This window comes from Arthrobacter sp. P1_D12 (assembly GCF_056406175.1).
This window is the reverse complement of sequence record NZ_JBFUAR010000026.1, coordinates 64,913-81,975: the sequence shown is the minus strand read 5'-3', so window position 1 is coordinate 81,975 and position 17,063 is coordinate 64,913. Positions and strand designations below refer to the sequence as shown.

Annotated in this window: 17 protein-coding genes; 10 read left to right on the top strand and 7 right to left on the bottom strand. The window is 68.0% G+C overall.

The genetic code is table 11. The features are described from left to right. Positions 1–90: 90 nt before the first annotated feature. Both AC1DZV_RS18295 and AC1DZV_RS18290 read right to left on the bottom strand, forming a co-directional pair. Entirely contained in the window at positions 91–849 is a 759-nt protein-coding gene (locus AC1DZV_RS18295) for a sulfite exporter TauE/SafE family protein (RefSeq protein WP_476945538.1), read from the bottom strand. Further along, complete coding sequence (locus AC1DZV_RS18290) at positions 846–1,457, bottom strand: rhodanese-like domain-containing protein (protein WP_476954311.1); 612 nt, start codon at positions 1,455–1,457, stop codon at positions 846–848. The genes AC1DZV_RS18295 and AC1DZV_RS18290 overlap by 4 nt, the downstream gene beginning before the upstream one ends. Before the next feature lie 126 nt (positions 1,458–1,583). Here AC1DZV_RS18290 and AC1DZV_RS18285 point away from each other — a divergent pair, with 126 nt between their 5' ends. Together AC1DZV_RS18285 and AC1DZV_RS18280 are read left to right on the top strand one after the other, a co-directional pair. After that, the gene (locus tag AC1DZV_RS18285; RefSeq protein ID WP_476954310.1) at positions 1,584–1,841 is read left to right on the top strand and encodes a metal-sensitive transcriptional regulator; all 258 of its coding nucleotides are present in this window, start codon (positions 1,584–1,586) and stop codon (positions 1,839–1,841) included. Between the two features lie 174 nt (positions 1,842–2,015). Continuing rightward, positions 2,016–2,399, top strand: coding sequence for a VOC family protein (locus AC1DZV_RS18280; protein WP_028276442.1), 384 nt, complete (start codon positions 2,016–2,018; stop codon positions 2,397–2,399). Between the two features lie 119 nt (positions 2,400–2,518). On the opposite strand, the gene AC1DZV_RS18275 is transcribed toward AC1DZV_RS18280, so the two are convergent. After that, positions 2,519–5,047: a DNA gyrase/topoisomerase IV subunit A gene (locus tag AC1DZV_RS18275; RefSeq protein ID WP_476954309.1), complete on the bottom strand. Its 2,529-nt coding sequence runs from the start codon at positions 5,045–5,047 to the stop codon at positions 2,519–2,521. A gap of 67 nt (positions 5,048–5,114) precedes the next feature. Between AC1DZV_RS18275 and AC1DZV_RS18270 the strand changes: the two genes are divergently transcribed. The 3 genes from AC1DZV_RS18270 to AC1DZV_RS18260 all read left to right on the top strand — a co-directional run bounded on the left by AC1DZV_RS18270 (position 5,115) and on the right by AC1DZV_RS18260 (position 9,944). After that, positions 5,115–7,826, top strand: a complete 2,712-nt coding sequence (locus AC1DZV_RS18270; protein WP_476950188.1) for a bifunctional acetate--CoA ligase family protein/GNAT family N-acetyltransferase — start codon at positions 5,115–5,117, stop codon at positions 7,824–7,826. Between the two features lie 80 nt (positions 7,827–7,906). Then, complete coding sequence (locus AC1DZV_RS18265) at positions 7,907–8,650, top strand: DUF5998 family protein (protein WP_223917079.1); 744 nt, start codon at positions 7,907–7,909, stop codon at positions 8,648–8,650. A gap of 1 nt (position 8,651) precedes the next feature. Further along, positions 8,652–9,944 carry an alkaline phosphatase family protein gene (locus AC1DZV_RS18260; protein ID WP_476954308.1) on the top strand — a complete coding sequence of 431 codons (1,293 nt, stop codon included), beginning with the start codon at positions 8,652–8,654 and terminating at the stop codon, positions 9,942–9,944. A gap of 55 nt (positions 9,945–9,999) precedes the next feature. Here the strand turns inward: AC1DZV_RS18260 and sepH are convergent, their stop codons facing one another. After that, positions 10,000–11,427, bottom strand: a complete 1,428-nt coding sequence (gene sepH, locus AC1DZV_RS18255; protein WP_476954307.1) for a septation protein SepH — start codon at positions 11,425–11,427, stop codon at positions 10,000–10,002. A gap of 332 nt (positions 11,428–11,759) precedes the next feature. On the opposite strand from sepH, the gene AC1DZV_RS18250 reads away from it, so the two are divergent. Further along, entirely contained in the window at positions 11,760–12,059 is a 300-nt protein-coding gene (locus AC1DZV_RS18250) for a DUF4193 domain-containing protein (protein WP_018772415.1), read from the top strand. 124 nt (positions 12,060–12,183) lie between these two features. Here the strand turns inward: AC1DZV_RS18250 and AC1DZV_RS18245 are convergent, their stop codons facing one another. Further along, the gene (locus tag AC1DZV_RS18245; RefSeq protein ID WP_028276998.1) at positions 12,184–12,669 is read right to left on the bottom strand and encodes a DUF3093 domain-containing protein; all 486 of its coding nucleotides are present in this window, start codon (positions 12,667–12,669) and stop codon (positions 12,184–12,186) included. A gap of 141 nt (positions 12,670–12,810) precedes the next feature. On the opposite strand from AC1DZV_RS18245, the gene dut reads away from it, so the two are divergent. The 4 genes from dut to AC1DZV_RS18225 all read left to right on the top strand — a co-directional run bounded on the left by dut (position 12,811) and on the right by AC1DZV_RS18225 (position 15,521). Then, positions 12,811–13,329: a dUTP diphosphatase gene (gene dut, locus AC1DZV_RS18240; protein WP_476954306.1), complete on the top strand. Its 519-nt coding sequence runs from the start codon at positions 12,811–12,813 to the stop codon at positions 13,327–13,329. A 182-nt stretch (positions 13,330–13,511) separates the two neighbouring features. Then, positions 13,512–14,258 carry a DUF3710 domain-containing protein gene (locus AC1DZV_RS18235; RefSeq protein ID WP_028277000.1) on the top strand — a complete coding sequence of 249 codons (747 nt, stop codon included), beginning with the start codon at positions 13,512–13,514 and terminating at the stop codon, positions 14,256–14,258. After that, positions 14,251–14,706: a hypothetical protein gene (locus AC1DZV_RS18230; RefSeq protein ID WP_476954305.1), complete on the top strand. Its 456-nt coding sequence runs from the start codon at positions 14,251–14,253 to the stop codon at positions 14,704–14,706. The genes AC1DZV_RS18235 and AC1DZV_RS18230 overlap by 8 nt, the downstream gene beginning before the upstream one ends. Beyond that, a complete protein-coding gene (locus AC1DZV_RS18225; protein WP_476954304.1) occupies positions 14,703–15,521 on the top strand; it encodes a DUF3159 domain-containing protein in 819 nt (272 codons plus the stop codon). Before AC1DZV_RS18230 ends, AC1DZV_RS18225 begins: the two co-directional genes overlap by 4 nt. A gap of 82 nt (positions 15,522–15,603) precedes the next feature. Here AC1DZV_RS18225 and AC1DZV_RS18220 read toward each other — a convergent pair whose 3' ends face one another. Together AC1DZV_RS18220 and AC1DZV_RS18215 are read right to left on the bottom strand one after the other, a co-directional pair. After that, the gene (locus tag AC1DZV_RS18220; protein WP_018772421.1) at positions 15,604–16,347 is read right to left on the bottom strand and encodes a potassium channel family protein; all 744 of its coding nucleotides are present in this window, start codon (positions 16,345–16,347) and stop codon (positions 15,604–15,606) included. After that, positions 16,348–17,019: a potassium channel family protein gene (locus tag AC1DZV_RS18215; RefSeq protein WP_079553719.1), complete on the bottom strand. Its 672-nt coding sequence runs from the start codon at positions 17,017–17,019 to the stop codon at positions 16,348–16,350. Between the last annotated feature and the right edge of the window lie 44 nt (positions 17,020–17,063).

Below are 17,063 nucleotides of genomic sequence, written 5' to 3'. Positions count from 1 at the left end.
TGATCCTGCGTGCCGGCTGTGCCAGGTTTTCGGTACGGCGTTAGGGGTGCCGCCGGAGCTTCTCCAGCGGGAGGGTTGGGGGTTGGCGGGTCAGGCGGTGACGGTGCTCGTTGTGACCCATGCCGCTACGACAAAGATGAGCATCGCGAAGGAGACCCGGATGTGCTTGTCCTGCAGCCGGCGGGCAAGCCGGGCAGCAAAGAGGGATCCAAGGATGGCCGGGACCGCGAAGCCCAGGACCGTGGGCCACTCGATCGTGAAACCTGCGGCGTGGGCCCCGAAGCCCGCCGTCGAATTGATCACAATGATGGCCAGGGAGGAACCGACTGCCTGTTTCATGCGCAGCCCCAGGAACAGTGTGAGAGCCGGGGTGATCAGGAACCCTCCGCCCACACCCAGCAGCCCTGTGAGGAACCCGACCAGGAGGCCAACCCCGACGGCCTTTGGGGCGCAGGTGCGGAAAGCCCTGGTGGGCCCGATGCTGCAGGAACCGTCGGTTTCCTTGGTCCGCGCGAGCATCCGGATCCCCGCGATCACCATGATGCCAGCGAAGGCGAGCATCAGGATGTTCGGATCGAGCAGGCGGCCCAGGGCGGTTCCGGCCCAAGCGGCAGGGATGCCCGCGGCACCGACAATCAGGACCACTGGCCAGTTGATGCCTTCACGGAGCCTGGGCACCAGTGCCGCCAGGGACGAGATGCCCACCACGAGCAGGGAGGTGGGAATGGCCTCCGCGGGGCTCATGCCCACGCCGTAGACCAGGGCGGGAACGGCGATGATCGACCCGCCGCCACCCACCACACCGAGAACGATGCCGACGACGAGCCCCAGAGACAGGGCCGCGATCATGCTGCCGGAGTCTGCTCAGCCGGAACAACCGGGAGGTTCATGATGGCGGTTTCGCGCGTGGGCTCCGTGGCGGACTTGTTCCACGGCATGGCCGAGATGGCCCGGCCCATGGCGCAGGTGTTGGTCGCCGCGGAAAAGGTCAGGCCGGCGCCGATGACGCCGGCAAGCGTCCGGATCCTGGGGGAGACGAACTTGCCGCCAGCCAGGCCGAGGACCACCAGCGACCCGGCGGCGAGACGGACCTGCCGCTCCAGGTCCCAGCGTTCCTTGCCCTTGACCACGTCACCCCCGGCCGCTGCGAAGCCGGGGACGCCGCCGGTCAGGACGTAGGCCGTATTGATGCCGGAACTGCCGAGGCGCTGCCGCGCCTGTTCAGCGCGGGCCCCTGACTGGCAAACGAGGACGACGCGGCTACCCAGACGGGCGGCGAGCTCATCGGTGTGTTCGGACAGCAGCGGCAGCGGCACGTTGTATGACCCGCGGATGTGCACGGACTCGAACTCAGCGGCCGAGCGGACGTCAATGATCATGAGGTCCTGATGCTCGGTGACCCAGCTGCGCAAGGTCTCCGGAGCGAGAGCGGAAATGGCGGTGGAAGGCGAAATCATGGCGGGGCCTCTCGAAAGGGGTCGTGGGTGAATACCCCACCGAGTATGGCAGATACCCATGGGGGTATGCAAAATACCCGGTGGGGTATATGGTGATGGTGAGCCCCCTACGCCTTTGGAGACCTCATGCAACTCGATCCGACTGAACTAATCCCCGTGGTTAACCGCCTCAAGCGCGCCCAGGGTCAGCTCGCTGCTGTGACCCGCATGCTGGAGGAGGGCGGGGATTGCAGGGCCATCGTCACGCAGTTGGCGGCCGTCTCGAAGGCTCTGGACAAGGCCGGATTCGCGATCATCGCCAGCGGACTTGAGCAGTGCCTCGTCCGCGAAGACACCACCATGGACCGAAAGGAGCTCGAAAAGCTCTTCCTCTCCCTCGCCTGACCAACAGGGGACATCTCGCCTAACCAGCGGCAGACATCAGGGCGCCGTGTCGGCGCAGTTTCCCCACCAACGCCCCCGCCGGCCAAGGAAATCAGCGTCGCGGTTTCTCAGGTACGTGGGGGATGTGGAGGAGTATCATTCCTTCCGGGGGGCGGGCCTGGAAAGAGAATAGCCATGCTCAAGGACAAGCAAGTCGGCGCAGTGCTACCGGCAGCGGACATCGCGCGTGCACGGGATTTCTACCGCGATAAGCTCGGGCTCGAACCCGAGAACGCGGATGCCGAGGATAACCTGCAGTACAAGTGCGGCGGCGGTACCGGGTTCCTCCTGTACCAGACGCCTAATGCCGGAACGGCCAAGAACACGCAGATCGGCTGGGTGGTCGATGACCTTCCGGGTGCAGTTGCGGAACTCCGGGCCAAGGGAGTCGTCTTCGAAGAATACGACTTTCCGGGCCTAAAAACGGAGGACGGCATCGCCAGCACCCCTGACGGAAGCACGGCCGCGTGGTTCCTGGACACGGAGGGCAACATCCTGAGCCTGAACCACATGGCCTAGCGCCGGCCCACAGGATGCGGCGGGGCTTCCGGGACTGAGGTCGCCGGAGGCAACGCCTGATCACGAAGCCCGGCTGGAGCGCGACAGCGCCGCCGGCCGGGTTTCGTTCGTCCGCGGTCCTACGTGTCGTTGCCGGCTTCCGGGTCCTCTGACCACGCCATGCTGGGTCCAATGGCGTCGATCGCCTGGGACAGTGGAATGCCGGAGCCGTCGCGGCGGCCATGCTCGCCGGGGAGTGAGCGCGCCACACCTGCCAGGGAGGACGCCTTGGCCGGACCGTGCCCAGCCCAGCCGAGCAGCAGCGTGTCCTCGCCCTTGAGGAAACGGTGTGCCCGTACCCCGGCAGTCGCCCGGCCCTTGACCGGGTACTCGGCCAGGGCGGTGACCTTCGCGGCCCCGGGGGCTGTGCCCGGCAGCGCGCCTTCGGTCCCCGCGATGGTCACGACGACGGCGGCGGCGTCAGCGGGGCTGGCGGTCCCGAAAAACATCACCCGGTCCCCGGCGGCCAGCTTGATCCCGGCCATGCCGCCGGCCGTCCGGCCCTGCGGGCGGACGGCGGAGGCACTGAAGCGCAGCAGCTGGGCCTGGCGCGTGATGAAGACGAGGTCGTCGTCGTCGGACCCGGCGGGGGCAACGCCCACCACGGTGTCCTTGTCTTTGAGCGCGATCGCTTCCCAGTCTTCGCGGTTCAGCGGATAGTCCGGCTGCACCCGTTTGACCACGCCCTGGGCCGTTCCGATTGCCAGGACCTGGTCCAGCGGCGCGAAAGCCACCAGCGATTCCCCCTTGAGCAGGGTGATGAAATCCTTGGCCGCTACCCCGCCGGCCATGTTGGGGGTGCCCGAGGTTGGCGGCAGCACAGGCATGTCCATGACCTGCAGGCGCAGCATGCGGCCCTGCGAGGTCACGGCGGCGATCTCGCCGCGGGCGGTGGTTTTGACCACGGAGGAGAAAACGTCGTGCCGGGTCCGCGGTCCGGCCTCGGCCAGGCTGTCCTGGTTGGCGGTGCGGGCAATCTGTCCGGACACGGTGAGGATGGCCCAGCAAGGATCGTCCGCGATCTCAAGGGCCAGCGGTGCGGCCTTGCCCTTGGCCCCGGCGGCTGCGCCCAGTGCCGCGGCGACGGTGGGGGAGACGGCCTCGGATTCCAGCAGGACGGTCCGGCGCGGTGTGCCGTACTTCTCCGCGATCTCGCCGAGTTCGTCGGACACCAGGGCACGGAGCAGCACGGGGGAGCCCAGGATCGCCTCAAGCTCCGCGATCTCCCGGCGGAGCTCCTCCTGCTCCTTCTCCAGCTCGACCCGCGAATACTTGGTCAGCTGCCGCAGCCGCAGTTCCAGGATGTAGTTGGCCTGGATCTCGGAGAGATCGTAGATGGACATCAGCCGGGTACGGGCCTCGGCCACCTCGTCGGAGGACCGGATGATCTGGATGACCTCGTCAATGTCCACGATCGCGACCAGGAGGCCTTCGACCAGGTGCAGGCGGTCCTTCTTCTTGCCCAGCCGGAACGCGGTGCGGCGCCGGACCACGTTGATCCGGTGGTCCACGTAGACCGAGAGCAGCTGGAGCAGCCCGAGGGTCTGCGGCTGGCCGTCGACGAGCGTCACGTTGTTGATGCCGAAGGAGTCTTCCATCGGGGTGTAGCGGTAGAGCTGCTGGAGCACGGCAGTGGGGTTGAAGCCGTTCTTGAGCTCAATGACCAGGCGCAGGCCGTGCTTGCGGTCGGTGAGGTCCACGACGTCGCTGATGCCGGTGAGCTTCTTGCCGTTGACGGCATCCTTGATCTTCTCGATCACCTTTTCCGGGCCCACCATGTAGGGCAGTTCCGTGACCACCAGGCCGGTGCGGCGGGCAGAGAGCTGCTCGATGTCCACCTTTGCCCGGGTCTTGAAGGAGCCGCGGCCGGTGGCATAGGCGTCGCGGATGCCGTCCAGGCCCACGATCCGGCCGCCGGTGGGCAGGTCCGGGCCGGGGACGAACCTCATGATGTCCTCGAGCGTGGCGTCCGGGTTGTCGATCAGGTGCCGGGCCGCGGCGATGACCTCCACCAGGTTGTGCGGGGCCATATTGGTGGCCATGCCGACGGCGATGCCCGTCGCGCCGTTGACCAGCAGGTTGGGGAACGCGGCCGGCAGCACGTCCGGCTGGGTCAGCTGGTTGTCGTAGTTGGGAACGAAATCGACGACGTCCTCGTCGAGGTGGTCAGTGAGGGTCAGGGCCGCGGCCGCCAGCCGGGCTTCCGTGTAGCGGGGCGCCGCCGGGCCGTCGTCGAGCGAGCCAAAGTTGCCGTGTCCGTCGATCAGCGGCAGCCGCAGGGAAAAGTCCTGGGCCATGCGCACCATGGCGTCGTAGATCGCGGCGTCACCGTGCGGGTGCAGCTTGCCCATGACCTCGCCCACCACGCGGGCGCTCTTGACGTGGCCGCGGTCCGGGCGCAGCCCCATGTCGGACATCATGTAGAGGATCCGCCGCTGGACGGGCTTCAGGCCGTCGCGGGCGTCGGGGAGGGCCCGCGAATAGATCACCGAATAGGCGTATTCGAGGAATGAGCCTTCCATCTCGGACGTGACATCGATATCGACGATGTTCTCAACGAAATCCTGGCTGGGTTCCCCTGCCGGGGGCGTGGTTTGGCGGCGTGCCATAAGGCTGGTGGATCCTTCTGAGGGGTGCTGAACGGGTACTGCGTAAGTTTATGACTAGGCTAAGCCTATGGTGGATCAGCCGGCGGACGGCGTATATCCGGAATATTGGGAAGCCGATGTTGTCCTGCGCGACGGCGGCACGGCGCATGTGCGCCCCATCCACCCCTCCGATGCAGATGCGGTCCAGGCCTTCCACGTGGGCCAGTCCCAGAAGTCCATCTACATGCGCTTCTTCGCCTTCAAGTCCAAGCTTTCCAGCAAGGAACTCAAGCGCTTCACCGAGGTGGACTACAAGGACCGGGTGGCCCTGGTGATCACCATCGGCGGCGAAATCCTGGGCATCGGCCGTTACGACCGGCTCGATGACCCGGCCGAGGCCGAGGTCGCCTTCAACATCGCCGACGCCCACCAGGGCCGCGGCATCGGCTCGATCCTGCTCGAACACCTCGCCGCCGCGGCCCGCGAGAACGGGATCCGCAAGTTCAGCGCCGAGGTGCTTCCGGAGAACCGCAAGATGCTCATGGTCTTCTCCGACGCCGGCTACGACGTCAAACGCCACTTCGACGACGGCGTCGTCAGCCTCGAGTTCAACATCGACCCCACCGACAAATCCCGCGCCGTGATGGAATCCCGCGAGCACCGCGCCGAGGCCCGCAGCATCCAGGAACTGCTAGCCCCGGCGTCCGTGGCCGTGATCGGAGCCAGCCGCAAATGGGGCACCGTCGGCTACCAGCTGCTCGAGCACGTCATCGAAGGCGGCTTCAGCGGCCCGGTCTATGCGATCAACCCGGAGGCCCTGGAACTTGCCGGCATGCTCTCCTTCGCCCGGCTCTCCGAGGTTCCCGGCCCGGTCACGCTCGCCATCATCGCGGTCCCGTACGACGAGGTCCCCAAGGTGGTCCAGGAATGCGCGGCCGCCGGGGTCAAGGGAATCGTGGTGGCCACCGCTGGGTACGCGGACGACGGCGAACGCGGCCTGGCGCGCCAGCGCGAACTGGTCCGGCAGGCCCGGGAAAACGGCATGCGCGTGATCGGCCCGGCGTCCCTGGGCATCGTCAACACCAACCCGGCCGTGTCCCTCAACGCCTCGATGGCACCGGCCCTGGCCCGCCGCGGCGGCCTGGGGCTGTTCAGCCAGTCGGCCGCGATCGGCGTCTCCCTCTACGCGGCCTCCAGCCGGCGCCGGGTTGGCATCTCGACCTTCCTCTCGGCCGGCAACCGGGCCGACGTCTCCGGCAACGACATGATGCAGTACTGGGAAGACGACGCCGACACCACGGCGGTGGGCCTGTACCTGGAATCGATCGGCAACCCGCGCAAGTTCTCCCGGCTGGCCCGCCGCCTTGCCCGCACCAAACCGGTGATTGTGGCCAAGTCCGACGCCATGGGCCTGAACCTGCCGCCCGGTCATGCCGTCCGCACCACCCAGGCGCCCTCGGAAGCGCTGGACGCCATGATGCGGCAGGCGGGGGTGATCCGGGTCGAGACCATCGAAGAGCTCATGGACGTCGCCCAGATCGTCTCGAGCCAGCCGCTGCCCGGGGGCCCCGGCATGGCCGTCTTCAGCAACTCGCGCGCCCTTGGCAAGGTGGTCGCGGACAGTGCCGCCCGCCAGGGGCTTGGCGTGGAACGGATCGTGACCGACGTCGACCTCGACGCGGGCATGTCCCGGGCACTGCCGGCCCTGCGGCGGAGCCTGCAGGAAACCCTGACCGCGGACACGGTGTACGCCGCGGTGGTCGCGCTGCTGCCGGCGCACGGTCTCACCGTCGAAAAGATCGCCGGTGTGCTGGCCGAATGCTCCGCGGCGGCCGGCAAGCCGGTGGTTGCCGCCTTTAGCGGAATCCTTGATCCCTCCATCTATGTGGAGGGCATGGTCGGCGCCGAACCTGAACAGCCCCACCAGCCCGCCCCCGCTCCGCCGGTCCCGTGCTACTCCAACCCGGGTGCGGCGGTGGCGGCCCTTGCCGCCGTCGTGCGCTACGCCCAATGGCTGGACCGGGACCAGGGCCTGTTCGTGGAACCCGAAGGGTGCCACCCGGAGCCCGCCCGGGCGGACCTGGAGGTCCTTCTGCGCGATGTGGGCGGCGAGCAGCTCGTCCGGCTGGACCAGGACACGGCCGCCCGGCTGCTGGGCCACTACGGCATCCGGCTGGTCCCGTCCGTCGGGTTCGAGACGGCGGAGGAGGCCGTGGCCGCGGCAGGGCAGCTCGGCTGGCCCGTGGCCTTGAAGACCACGGACCCGGCACTGCGGCACCGGCTGGACCTCGGCGGTGTGCGGCTGGACATCCAGGACGCCGATTCGCTGCGGCGCAACGTGCTGGAGATGCGCAAATCGCTCGAGCGGTACGGCTCGCCGTCCCTGGAAGTGCAGACCATGGTGCCCGTGGGGCAGGCCTGCACTTTCCGCGCCATCGAAGACCCGCTGCTGGGGCCGGTGATCTCCTTCGGCCTGGCCGGAGACGCCGTGAACCTGCTCGATGACTGGGCCCACCGCGTGCCGCCGCTCTCCGGCTCCGACGTCCACGACTTCATCCGGGCGCCCCGGGCGTCGCGGAAGCTTTTCGGCTACCAGGGCCTGCCCGCCGTCGACGTCGCGGCGCTCGAGGACCTCGCAGCCCGCCTCACCAGGCTGAAGGACAACCACCCGGAGATCGCGCTGGTGCATTTCAATCCCGTCCTCGCCGGGCCCGATGGCGCCTCGATCCTGGCCGCCGATGTCAGGATCGCGAACGCCGCCCAGCGGACCGACAGTGCGCGCCGGGCGATGCGCAGTTAGGGTCGAACCTCCCGGGCTGCAGCCCGCGTCCGGGGCCCTGCAGTTAGCAAGTCCCCAGCTGATCTGTGAAAATGGAGACTATGAGCACCCAGCCTCCAGCACCCAAGCCCCTGGCGACCGCCCCCGCACGCCAGACCGCGCACCACCACGGCCTCCATGACCACAGTGCGCAGGGCCAGAGCCTGGAAGGGGCCCTCCAGCAGGCCGGTTTTTACCCCCGGCTCGTGGCCGACGTCGTCGCCGATGCCCTGGATGGCCGTGATTGCGTGGCCCACCTCGTACATCTCGAGACACACTTCGACCGGGCCGAGGTCCGCCGCCACATCACCGTCCTGGTGTTGACCGACGACATGTTGGTCATTACCCATGTCGACGACCAGCAGCTCGACGAGGCCGGCGAGCAGACCGTCGCCCAGGTGTCCACCGAGTCCGTTCCCGTCACTCAGATCCGCTCGGTGGTCTTGAGCTATGTCTACGCCCAGCCGCAGGACTACAAGCCTTCCGACCCTGTCCGCGAGCTGACGTTGTCCATTGCATGGTCCGGCGGCCAGCGCCTCGACATGGGTCCGGCCAGCTGCGGGGATCCTCAGTGCGAGGCCGATCACGGCTACAGCGGCACCATTGCCCAGGAAGACATCGTCCTGCGCATCAGCGCCGAAGCGGACGGCCTGCAGGCCGTACAGGATGCCAAGCTCTTCGCCCGCGCCCTCCGTGCAGTGAACACCGGCTCCGCGGCGCCGGTCCCGCACAACGGGCCCGGGCTGCCGCCCCGACCGCGGATGGGCGTGTTCGGAAACCGCCTCAGCCGCGGCCATCAGCGCTGACATGGCCCATTTCCGTCAGCCTGAGCCCGCCGAAGATCAGCTGCCAGTCCCGGTATTGGCTCCCTCCCTGGCCGCCGACACCGCCGCCGCCGTCCCGCTGGCCGCCGGCGCCGGTCCGTCCCCGCTCCCGCCCGCCCCGGCGTTCGGGCACCGTTCCATCGCCGAGGTGCTCACCAGCGCCGCCGCCAGCCTGGGTGTCCCGGGGTTTGAGAACAAACTGAACCTTCCGGCCGCCAAACGCGTGTGTGTGGTGCTGGCCGACGGGCTGGGCCGGAACCTGTTGAAGCAGAAGAGCGCCCACACCCCGTTCCTGCGTGCGGTCCAGCAGGCCGGCCAGGGCCAGGTGCCCGTGGCGCTGGACTCGGCGTTCCCGTCCACCACCGCGGCATCCCTCGCCAGCTTTGGCACCGGACTGTCGGCGGGCCAGCACGGCATGGTGGGCTATGACGTCCTGGATCCGGATCAGGACCGGGTAGTGAACATGCTGGGCAACTGGGACGCCGGCGTGGACCCGCGGACGTGGCAGCCGTTCCCCACCGTTTTCGAACGGGCCGCGGAACACGTCGATGTCACGACGGTCAGCCTGCCGCAGTTCAGCACCTCGGCCATGACCGAGGCCGCGCTCCGCGGAGGCCGCTTCCTCACCGGAACCACGTCGCACGCCCGGACCGAAGCTGCCGCCGAGGCCATGGCCGGCGCCGGTCCTTCGCTGATGTACTTCTATGTCAATGAGCTCGACAAGGCCGGGCACCGCCACGGCTGCCAGTCAGCCCAGTGGGAGCACCAGCTGGAAGAGCTCGATGCCACTGTGCGCCGGCTCAACGCCACCCTGCCGGCCGGCACCACCGTACTGCTGACGGCGGACCACGGAATGGTGGACGTGCCCGAATCGCAGCGGATCGACTACTCCGCGGAGCCGGCGCTGCTCGCCGGCGTGCGGCACACCGCTGGAGAGCCGCGCATGGTCCACCTCTACCTCGAGGATGGAACGGACGACGACGCCCGCGGCCGCCTGCTGGCCAACTGGCGGTCCCGTTTCGGGGACAGAATATGGGCCTTCACCCGTGAGGAAGCGATCGCGGGCGGCCTGTTCGGCGACGTGCGGGCCGAGGCTGCCTTGCGGATCGGCGACGTCATGATCGCGGCCCGGGACGCGCTGGCGCTTTACGATACACGCAGGGTCCGGCCCACTGCCCTTGAGGTCGTGGGCCAGCACGGTTCCCTGACGAAAGCCGAGCGGGAAGTCCCGCTGCTCTACTTCCAGGCGGACGGTAAAAAAGCACCCCGCGGCTGACGGCCACGCCGGAAATCGCTGCCTGAAATTCCTGCTGGAAACGCGGGCCCGGTTCTTATTGGTCGTTGCGGGTTCCGAAGACGATTTCGTCCCAGCTCGGAACGCTGGAGCGCTTCGGCTTGGCCGGCTGGCGCTCGGGCTGGTCCGTTCCGGGCTCGCTCCGGGCAGCGGCGTGGGACTCGCGGTGCTGCCGCCGGGACGTTCCGCCGCCGATCAATTCATCCAGGCCCGGGCTCGCCGTCGGGCCGCTCTTAGGGGCCGGGCGCAGTTGCGAGGCCGCGATGGTGACTTCCCGGGTCTCCGTGCTGACGCCGTCGTGCAGTTTCAGGGCATCGTCCTCCTCCGGGAGGCGCGGTGCGAGGCTCAGCCGCGAGAGCATCGACGGCCTGCCGTCGCGCCGTCGCGTGAAGGAGTCGGTTTCCGACGCGGCGGCCGCCTCCACTGCCGGAACGTCCGGCAGACCGGGGTTGATGAGAGCCGGATCGGTCTCGGCCGGGACGGGATCGCCCTCCGCAGCGGATTCGGGGATGGCGTCCGGCTCCACAGCTGCCGGAAGCCCGGTTGCTTCCGGGACCTCCGACGGGCGGGGGKGGGCCGCGGGGACGCCGGTGGTCAGGAGCGTGGCAAGGGCGTCGTCCGCGTCCTCGTCCACGCCGATCCGCTGGCCGCGGCGGGAACGCAGCATGTCCAGCAGCCCGTCGGCGTCTTGTTCCTGGTGGATCCTGTCCTGCTGGAGCAGCATCTGGTGAATAATGCTGTGCTGGCCGGTCGCTGTGCGGGCCGCGGCCTCGGCATCGGTTTCAAAGTCGAAGGGCCGGTCGGAGACGGCCGTAAGGCGCCGGGTCGGCACTGGGCCTTCGAGCGGCTCAAGTTCGCTCAGCTGCTGGGCCCAGCGGTTGGCGTTTTGCAGGGTCTTCCGGGCGGGGTGGAAGGTCCACAGGGCCGGCGGCTCCTCGCCGATTCCGGCCGGGCCGCCGGGCTTGGGCTCGAAGCGGGCCACCACGTTCCAGCTGCCATCGGGACGTCGCCAGGAATCCCACTCCAGGGTTGAGGGCTCGACACCGTAGGCCCGGAGCCGGTGCTCGACCATGTCGCTGAGGGACGCCGGGTTTTCACCGAACACCGACCGGTAGGCGTCGTGGCCCGGGGCGGGGGAGGCGACCTCCACCTTGCGGGCCTGCTGCGCGATGTACTCGCGTTCGGCCAGGACCGGGCCCTCGTAACGCTGGACTTTCTCCAGCGGAATTCCGGACAGCTCCGCCACTTCGGCGGCGGTGGCCCCGTTGCGAATCCTGGTCTGGATGTCGCGCGGTGACATGGCAATAGGGGGTGCGGCCGCGCTGGACGCGGTCTTCGCCGACGTCCGGCTGGCTGCCACCCGAAGTGCTTCATCGATCGGCAGCTGGAACATCTCGCCGCCGGTGCCACTCAACAGGAGATGCTCTCCGTCGTCGTGGACGCCTACAAGCCGTAGATCCTGCATACAAATCCTCCACCCTGGCATTACTAACAATCGAAACTCTGCCACCAGCGGGACGCATTTCGGGTTAGGACGGCAGGCGCGCCGTGATTTTCCGCGACTTTCCGCGACTTTCCGCCGGTTTTTGCTGGTCTGTGGGAGAGATCGGGGCGAGAGGACCGGTGGGCTCTGGCATTCGGGAGGCGCTTAAGCAAAAATGACCCGACACCGGGCACAAAAACCGCATGTCCGGCGTTACAACGGTGAACCGTTCCCGGTGCCCAGGGTTACCATCCCGGCGGGCCATCCCGGAACGGCGAATCAATCGAACGAATGCGGAGTGTGAGCAACAAATAATGGCGACTGATTACGATGCGCCGCGTAAGACCGAAGAAGACCTCAGCGAGGATTCGATTGAGGCTCTGAAGGCGCGGCGTACGGAGAAGCCTTCCGCCGTGGTGGATGAAGATGAGTCCGACCTCGCCGAAGGCTACGAACTTCCCGGCGCAGACCTGTCCGGGGAGGAACTGCTGGTCCGGGTCCTGCCCGCCCAGGCTGACGAATTCACGTGTGCCTCCTGCTTCCTCGTCCGCCACCGTTCGCAGATTGCCCGCGAAAAGGACGGCCTCAAGTACTGCAAGGATTGCGAGGGCTAGGCACGCGGCAGTCCTGACCAGGACCCCGCATCCCGGATCCCGGGCACGCATGTCAGGACCGGGGAGGAGCCGACGTGAGGTGCCCTCTGGGAGTTGGGGAGAGCCGTGCAGGAGGCGGTGGGAACTAAGCGTTGAGCGCGGCGATCAGTTGCTCCGGGTGGCGGCTGGACGCCAGCCAGTACGGGGTGCGGTCCGAGGGGTCCTCGATCTCGATTCGGACCACCGGATCCACCCACCCACGGATACACAGGAACGCCAGCCCATTGAGCCGGGTGCCCCGCTCCGCCGTCGCTTCTTTGCCCCGGAACGCCGTGGCCTTGCCCAGGAACCCGCGTTCAATCGTGGCCCTGCCCACCTTCAGGGTGGTCCTCGTGACAGTGATTGACGGCGTGGATAGGACCAGCAGCACGGAGATGATGACGAAGAGCACGATCGCTGCGGTGATACCGGCCCAGATGCTGATGGGCGCCAGCATGAGGATCCCGGCACTGGAGAACCCCGCCGCGACCAGCCAGATCCAGAAGTTCGGCCAAAGCTTCTCGGAGTAAAGGGCAGTGGAGTCGCTCGGGGCGCTCTTCGGGGCAGGCGCGGCTGCGCTGGATTCGGGCATAAGCACAGCTTTTCATCTTTCCCGGGCTATTTCACCTCGGCCCCGCCCGGCTCCAGCCCTGGATCAACCTGCGGGGGCCGTGCCCGGGCAGGCCAGCGGCGGCTAGGACGATGTTCCTTGCGGGCGTTAGAGTGAGGGACTGTGACTGAAGAAAACACCGCCGTCGCCAGTGCCGCACCGACCGCCAGCGACACAGCCTACGGAACGCCCACCTTGACGGTACAGCTGAAAATGCTCGACGACGGGCTCGAGCCGCCGTCGTACGCGCACCCGGGCGATGCGGGCGCTGACCTCCGCGCCCGCGAGGACGTCGTCCTCGCCCCGGGGGAGCGCCGTCTCGTCCCGACAGGCGTCTCGATTGCGCTTCCGGATGGATTCGTTGCGCTGATCCACCCCAGGTCCGGCCTCGCCACCAAGCACGGACTCACGGTGGTGAACGCCCCGGGGACCGTGGACGCCGGCTACCGCGGTGAAATCGCGGTGACACTGCTCAATACGGACCGGGACGAGGCGATCGAGCTCCGCCGCGGCGATAGAATTGCACAAATGGTCATTCAGCGCGTGGAGTACGCCAGGTTCCTCCCGGTCGAGGAGCTCGACGGCTCCGTCCGCGGCGGGGGAGGCTTCGGTTCCACCGGCGGTTTCGGCGGACCGGCCTGAGCGCAGGCCCCGGCAACGCCACGGGAGCCAACTGCGTTTCTGCAGCGCCGCTGGCACTGCAGCACATGCAGGCAATGATGCACGGAATAAGGAGCCGGCCGCGGGGTAGCGGGCGGCCACGCGGACAGGCGCCAGGACGGCGCCGGGCGGCGGTACAGGATCACAACTGAAGGAGACACCCCATGGTTTTTGGGCGCGGCAGGAAAGCCAAACAGGAGCAGCCGACCGGGGCCGATACGGACCAGAACGCTGTGGCCACGGAAGCTGCTGGTGACGCCGCCGCGACACCGGCCGGGAACGTTGCCGAAACCGCCGGCCGGGCCGCGACCGGCCCCTTCGACGTCTCGGAAATCGACGACCAGGACGGGTACGTGGACCTCGGTGCGCTGCTGATCGCACCCCGCGAGGGACTCCAGCTCCGCTTGGAGGTTGAAGAGGCGAGCCAGCGCGTCGTCGCCGTCACCATGGACCTGGAGGGATCGAGCCTTCAGCTGCAGGCCTTCGCCGCCCCCCGCTCCGAGGGCCTGTGGGATGAAATCCGTGAGCAGATCGGGCAGTCTGTCGGCAGCCAGGGCGGCCAGGTCGAGGAAGTCGAGGGCAGCTTCGGCACCGAACTCGTGGCGAAGCTTCCCGCCGGCGGCGCGGACGGCAGCCAGGGATACCGCGTGGCCCGCTTCATCGGCGTCGATGGCCCGCGCTGGTTCCTCCGCGGAGTCTTCGGCGGCGAGGCAGCCCTTGACCGCGACGCGGCGGCCGGACTGGAGGGGCTCTTCCGGAAGATCGTCGTGGTCCGCGGCGAGAACCCCATGCCGCCGCGTGACCTGCTGCAGCTGCGCCTGCCCAAGGACACCGCCGCTGCACCGTCGCCGCAGGCGGCCCCCGAATTCGAACAGCCCGAACGCGGACCGGAGATAACCCAGATTGGCTGATGCCGCCGGCAAGAAAGCCACCGCCGCCATGTCCGTCCGGGACTTGCCGGACCGCGGGCGGGTGCTGTGCCACGGCTTCATCGAGTCCGTCACGTACGTGCCCGCCAACCAGGTGGCTTCCTTCATTGCGATCCTGATCGATCACGACCTACCTGCGCCCGTCAGCCGTTTCCCGGGTTTTGGTGCCAAAGCCGGCTCCGGTGCCGGGGCGGCCAGCAGCCTGCCGGCCAACGGGGTATCAACACACCGGGTGCGCCCCGGCGCCCAGCGCCAGCGGCCGGCCGGTCCCAAGGAGCGGCTGCGCGTTGTATGGCTGGGCCGGCGCCGGATCCCCGGCGTCGACGCCGGAACGGAGCTCCGGCTCGAGGGCATGGTCACCATCCGCGACGGGCTGCCCACGATCTTCAACCCACGCTACGAAATACTCTCCCGCCAGGAGGAGCAATGACCTTGCCCGAACACCCCGAGCGGGACCGCCCGGAGCGGCCTCAACAAGACACCGACCGGCAGGAGCCGGCGGAATCCGCGGACGGCGGCCGGGACATCTCCGCACCCGTGACTTCCGAGCCCACAACCGCCGCGCCAACTGTCGCACAGCTTGCCGGGGACTACGCGGCCAAGGCCGGCCTGCACCGGTCGAGCAACGGCAACATCGATGTGCTTAGAAGCGCCGGCGGCATCCAGGGCATCGCCGAGAGCATCCTCCCGGGCCTGGTCTTCCTGATTGCCTTCACTATCGACCGGGAAAACCTGGCGATGGCCGTCACGGCCTCCCTGGCGGTGGCCGCCGTCTTCACCGTGGCGCGGCTGGTTCAGCGCAAACCACTGACGCAGGCTCTCGCCGGCTTCATCGGCGTCGGCCTCTCCGCCTGGCTGGCCACCTCGACCGGCAAAGCAGAGAACTTCTACGTCCTGGGGTTCTTCACCAACGTCGGCTACATCCTGGCAATGTCGATCTCCGTGTTCGTGCGCTGGCCGATCGCCGGCCTGCTCTTCGGCTTCATCCGCAACGAGGGCCTGGAATGGCGCAAGGACCCGAAACGGATCAGGGCGTACAGCATCGGCACGTGGGTGATCGTTGCCGTGCTGGTCCTGCGGCTCGTGGTGCAGGTGCCGCTCTACTTTATGGGCGAGCAGGGCCTCGCCGCCCTCGCCACCACCAGGCTCCTCATGGGCGCCCCGCTGTACATCCTCGGCATCTGGATTGCGTGGCTGATCACCCGGCCGGCCCCGGTGCCCGCCGCGGCCCCAGAGGCCAACTGACCCGATGCGCTATCAGATATGGCCGTTCCCAAACTTCGGGAACGGCCATATCTGGTAGCGCAACTATTGGGAGCGGAACGGATCAGCCGTCGAAGCCGTCGTCCCCGGCCGGCTGGGTGCCGTGGCCATGCTGGTCCGAGGTCACCGGGTGCTGGTCCTCCAGCGGTGATTCGGGCGCCAGCAGGGCGCGGAGGTCGTCCTCGGCCGCGATCGTGGTGACAAAGAACAGTTCGTCGCCGCCGTCGATCACGTCGTCGCGGCTCGGTGTGATGGGCGCCTGGTCCCGCAGGATCGCAACGAGGGTGGCGTCCTCGGGCCACTGGACATCGCCCACGGTCAGCCCGATCACATGCGAGTCGTGCGGGACCGTGAACTCCACCAGCGAGGACACCCCGGTCTGCAGTGTCAGCAGCCGCACCAGGTCACCGATCTCCACCGCCTCCTCCACCAGGGCGGTCATCAGCTGCGGGGTGTTGACCGCGACGTCGACGCCCCAGGAGTCGTCGAACATCCAGTCGTTCTTGGGGTTGTTGACCCGGCCGACGGTACGCCCGACGCCGAATTCCGTTTTGGCCAGCAGCGAGACCACCAGGTTGACCTTGTCGTCACCGGTGGCGGAAACCACGACGTCGGCGTCCTCGAGTTTGGCGTCCTGCAGCGTGCTCAGCTCGCAGGCATCACCGACCAGCCAGTGGGCTCCGCGCAGCCCGCTCCGGCCGATGACCTCCGGCTTCTCGTCGATCAGCAGGATTTCGTGCTTGTGGGCCAGCAACTCGCGGGCGATCGAGGACCCGACGCTTCCGGCACCGACGATGACGACTTTCACTCAGGACTCCTTGGCGGGGGATTTGGCGAGAATGTGGCCGATCTCGGAGCTCCGGTCCACGTTCAGCATGGCGTGGACAGTGTCGCCGTCCTGGTAGGACGTGGCGGCAGCGGGCAGCATGCCCTCACCGAACCGGGTCAGATACGCGATCCGGATGCCGGCCGCCTTCTCGATCGAGGAGATCGGGTGCCCGATCCAGTCGGGGTTGAGGTCAACCTCGGCGAGCACCAGCCGGCCCGAGGGCTCCCGGAAGTCACCGGCGATGTGCTGTTCGGGCAGGATGCGGCGCAGTACCTGGTCGGCGCTCCAGCGGACCGCGGCGACCGTGGGAATGCCGAGGCGCTGGTAGATTTCGGCGCGGCCCGGGTCATAGATCCTGGCCACCACATGGGGCACGTGGAAGGTCTCCCGCGCCACCCGGGTGGCGAGGATGTTGGAGTTGTCGCCGCTGGAAACCGCCGCGAAGGCGTAGGCTTCCTCTACGCCGGCGCGCTTCATCGTCTCGCGGTCAAACCCGACCCCCGTGACCTTCCGTCCGGAAAATCCTGTGCGGAGCCGCCGGAAGGCGCGGTCGTCCTGGTCGATGATGGCCACCGAATGCCCGGCGTCCTCGAGCGTGTGTGCCAGGGTTGCCCCGACACGGCCACAACCCATGATCACGAAGTGCGCCACATGGGCCTCCTCTTGGTTCTGCGTCTGATACTGCGTAAAACTCT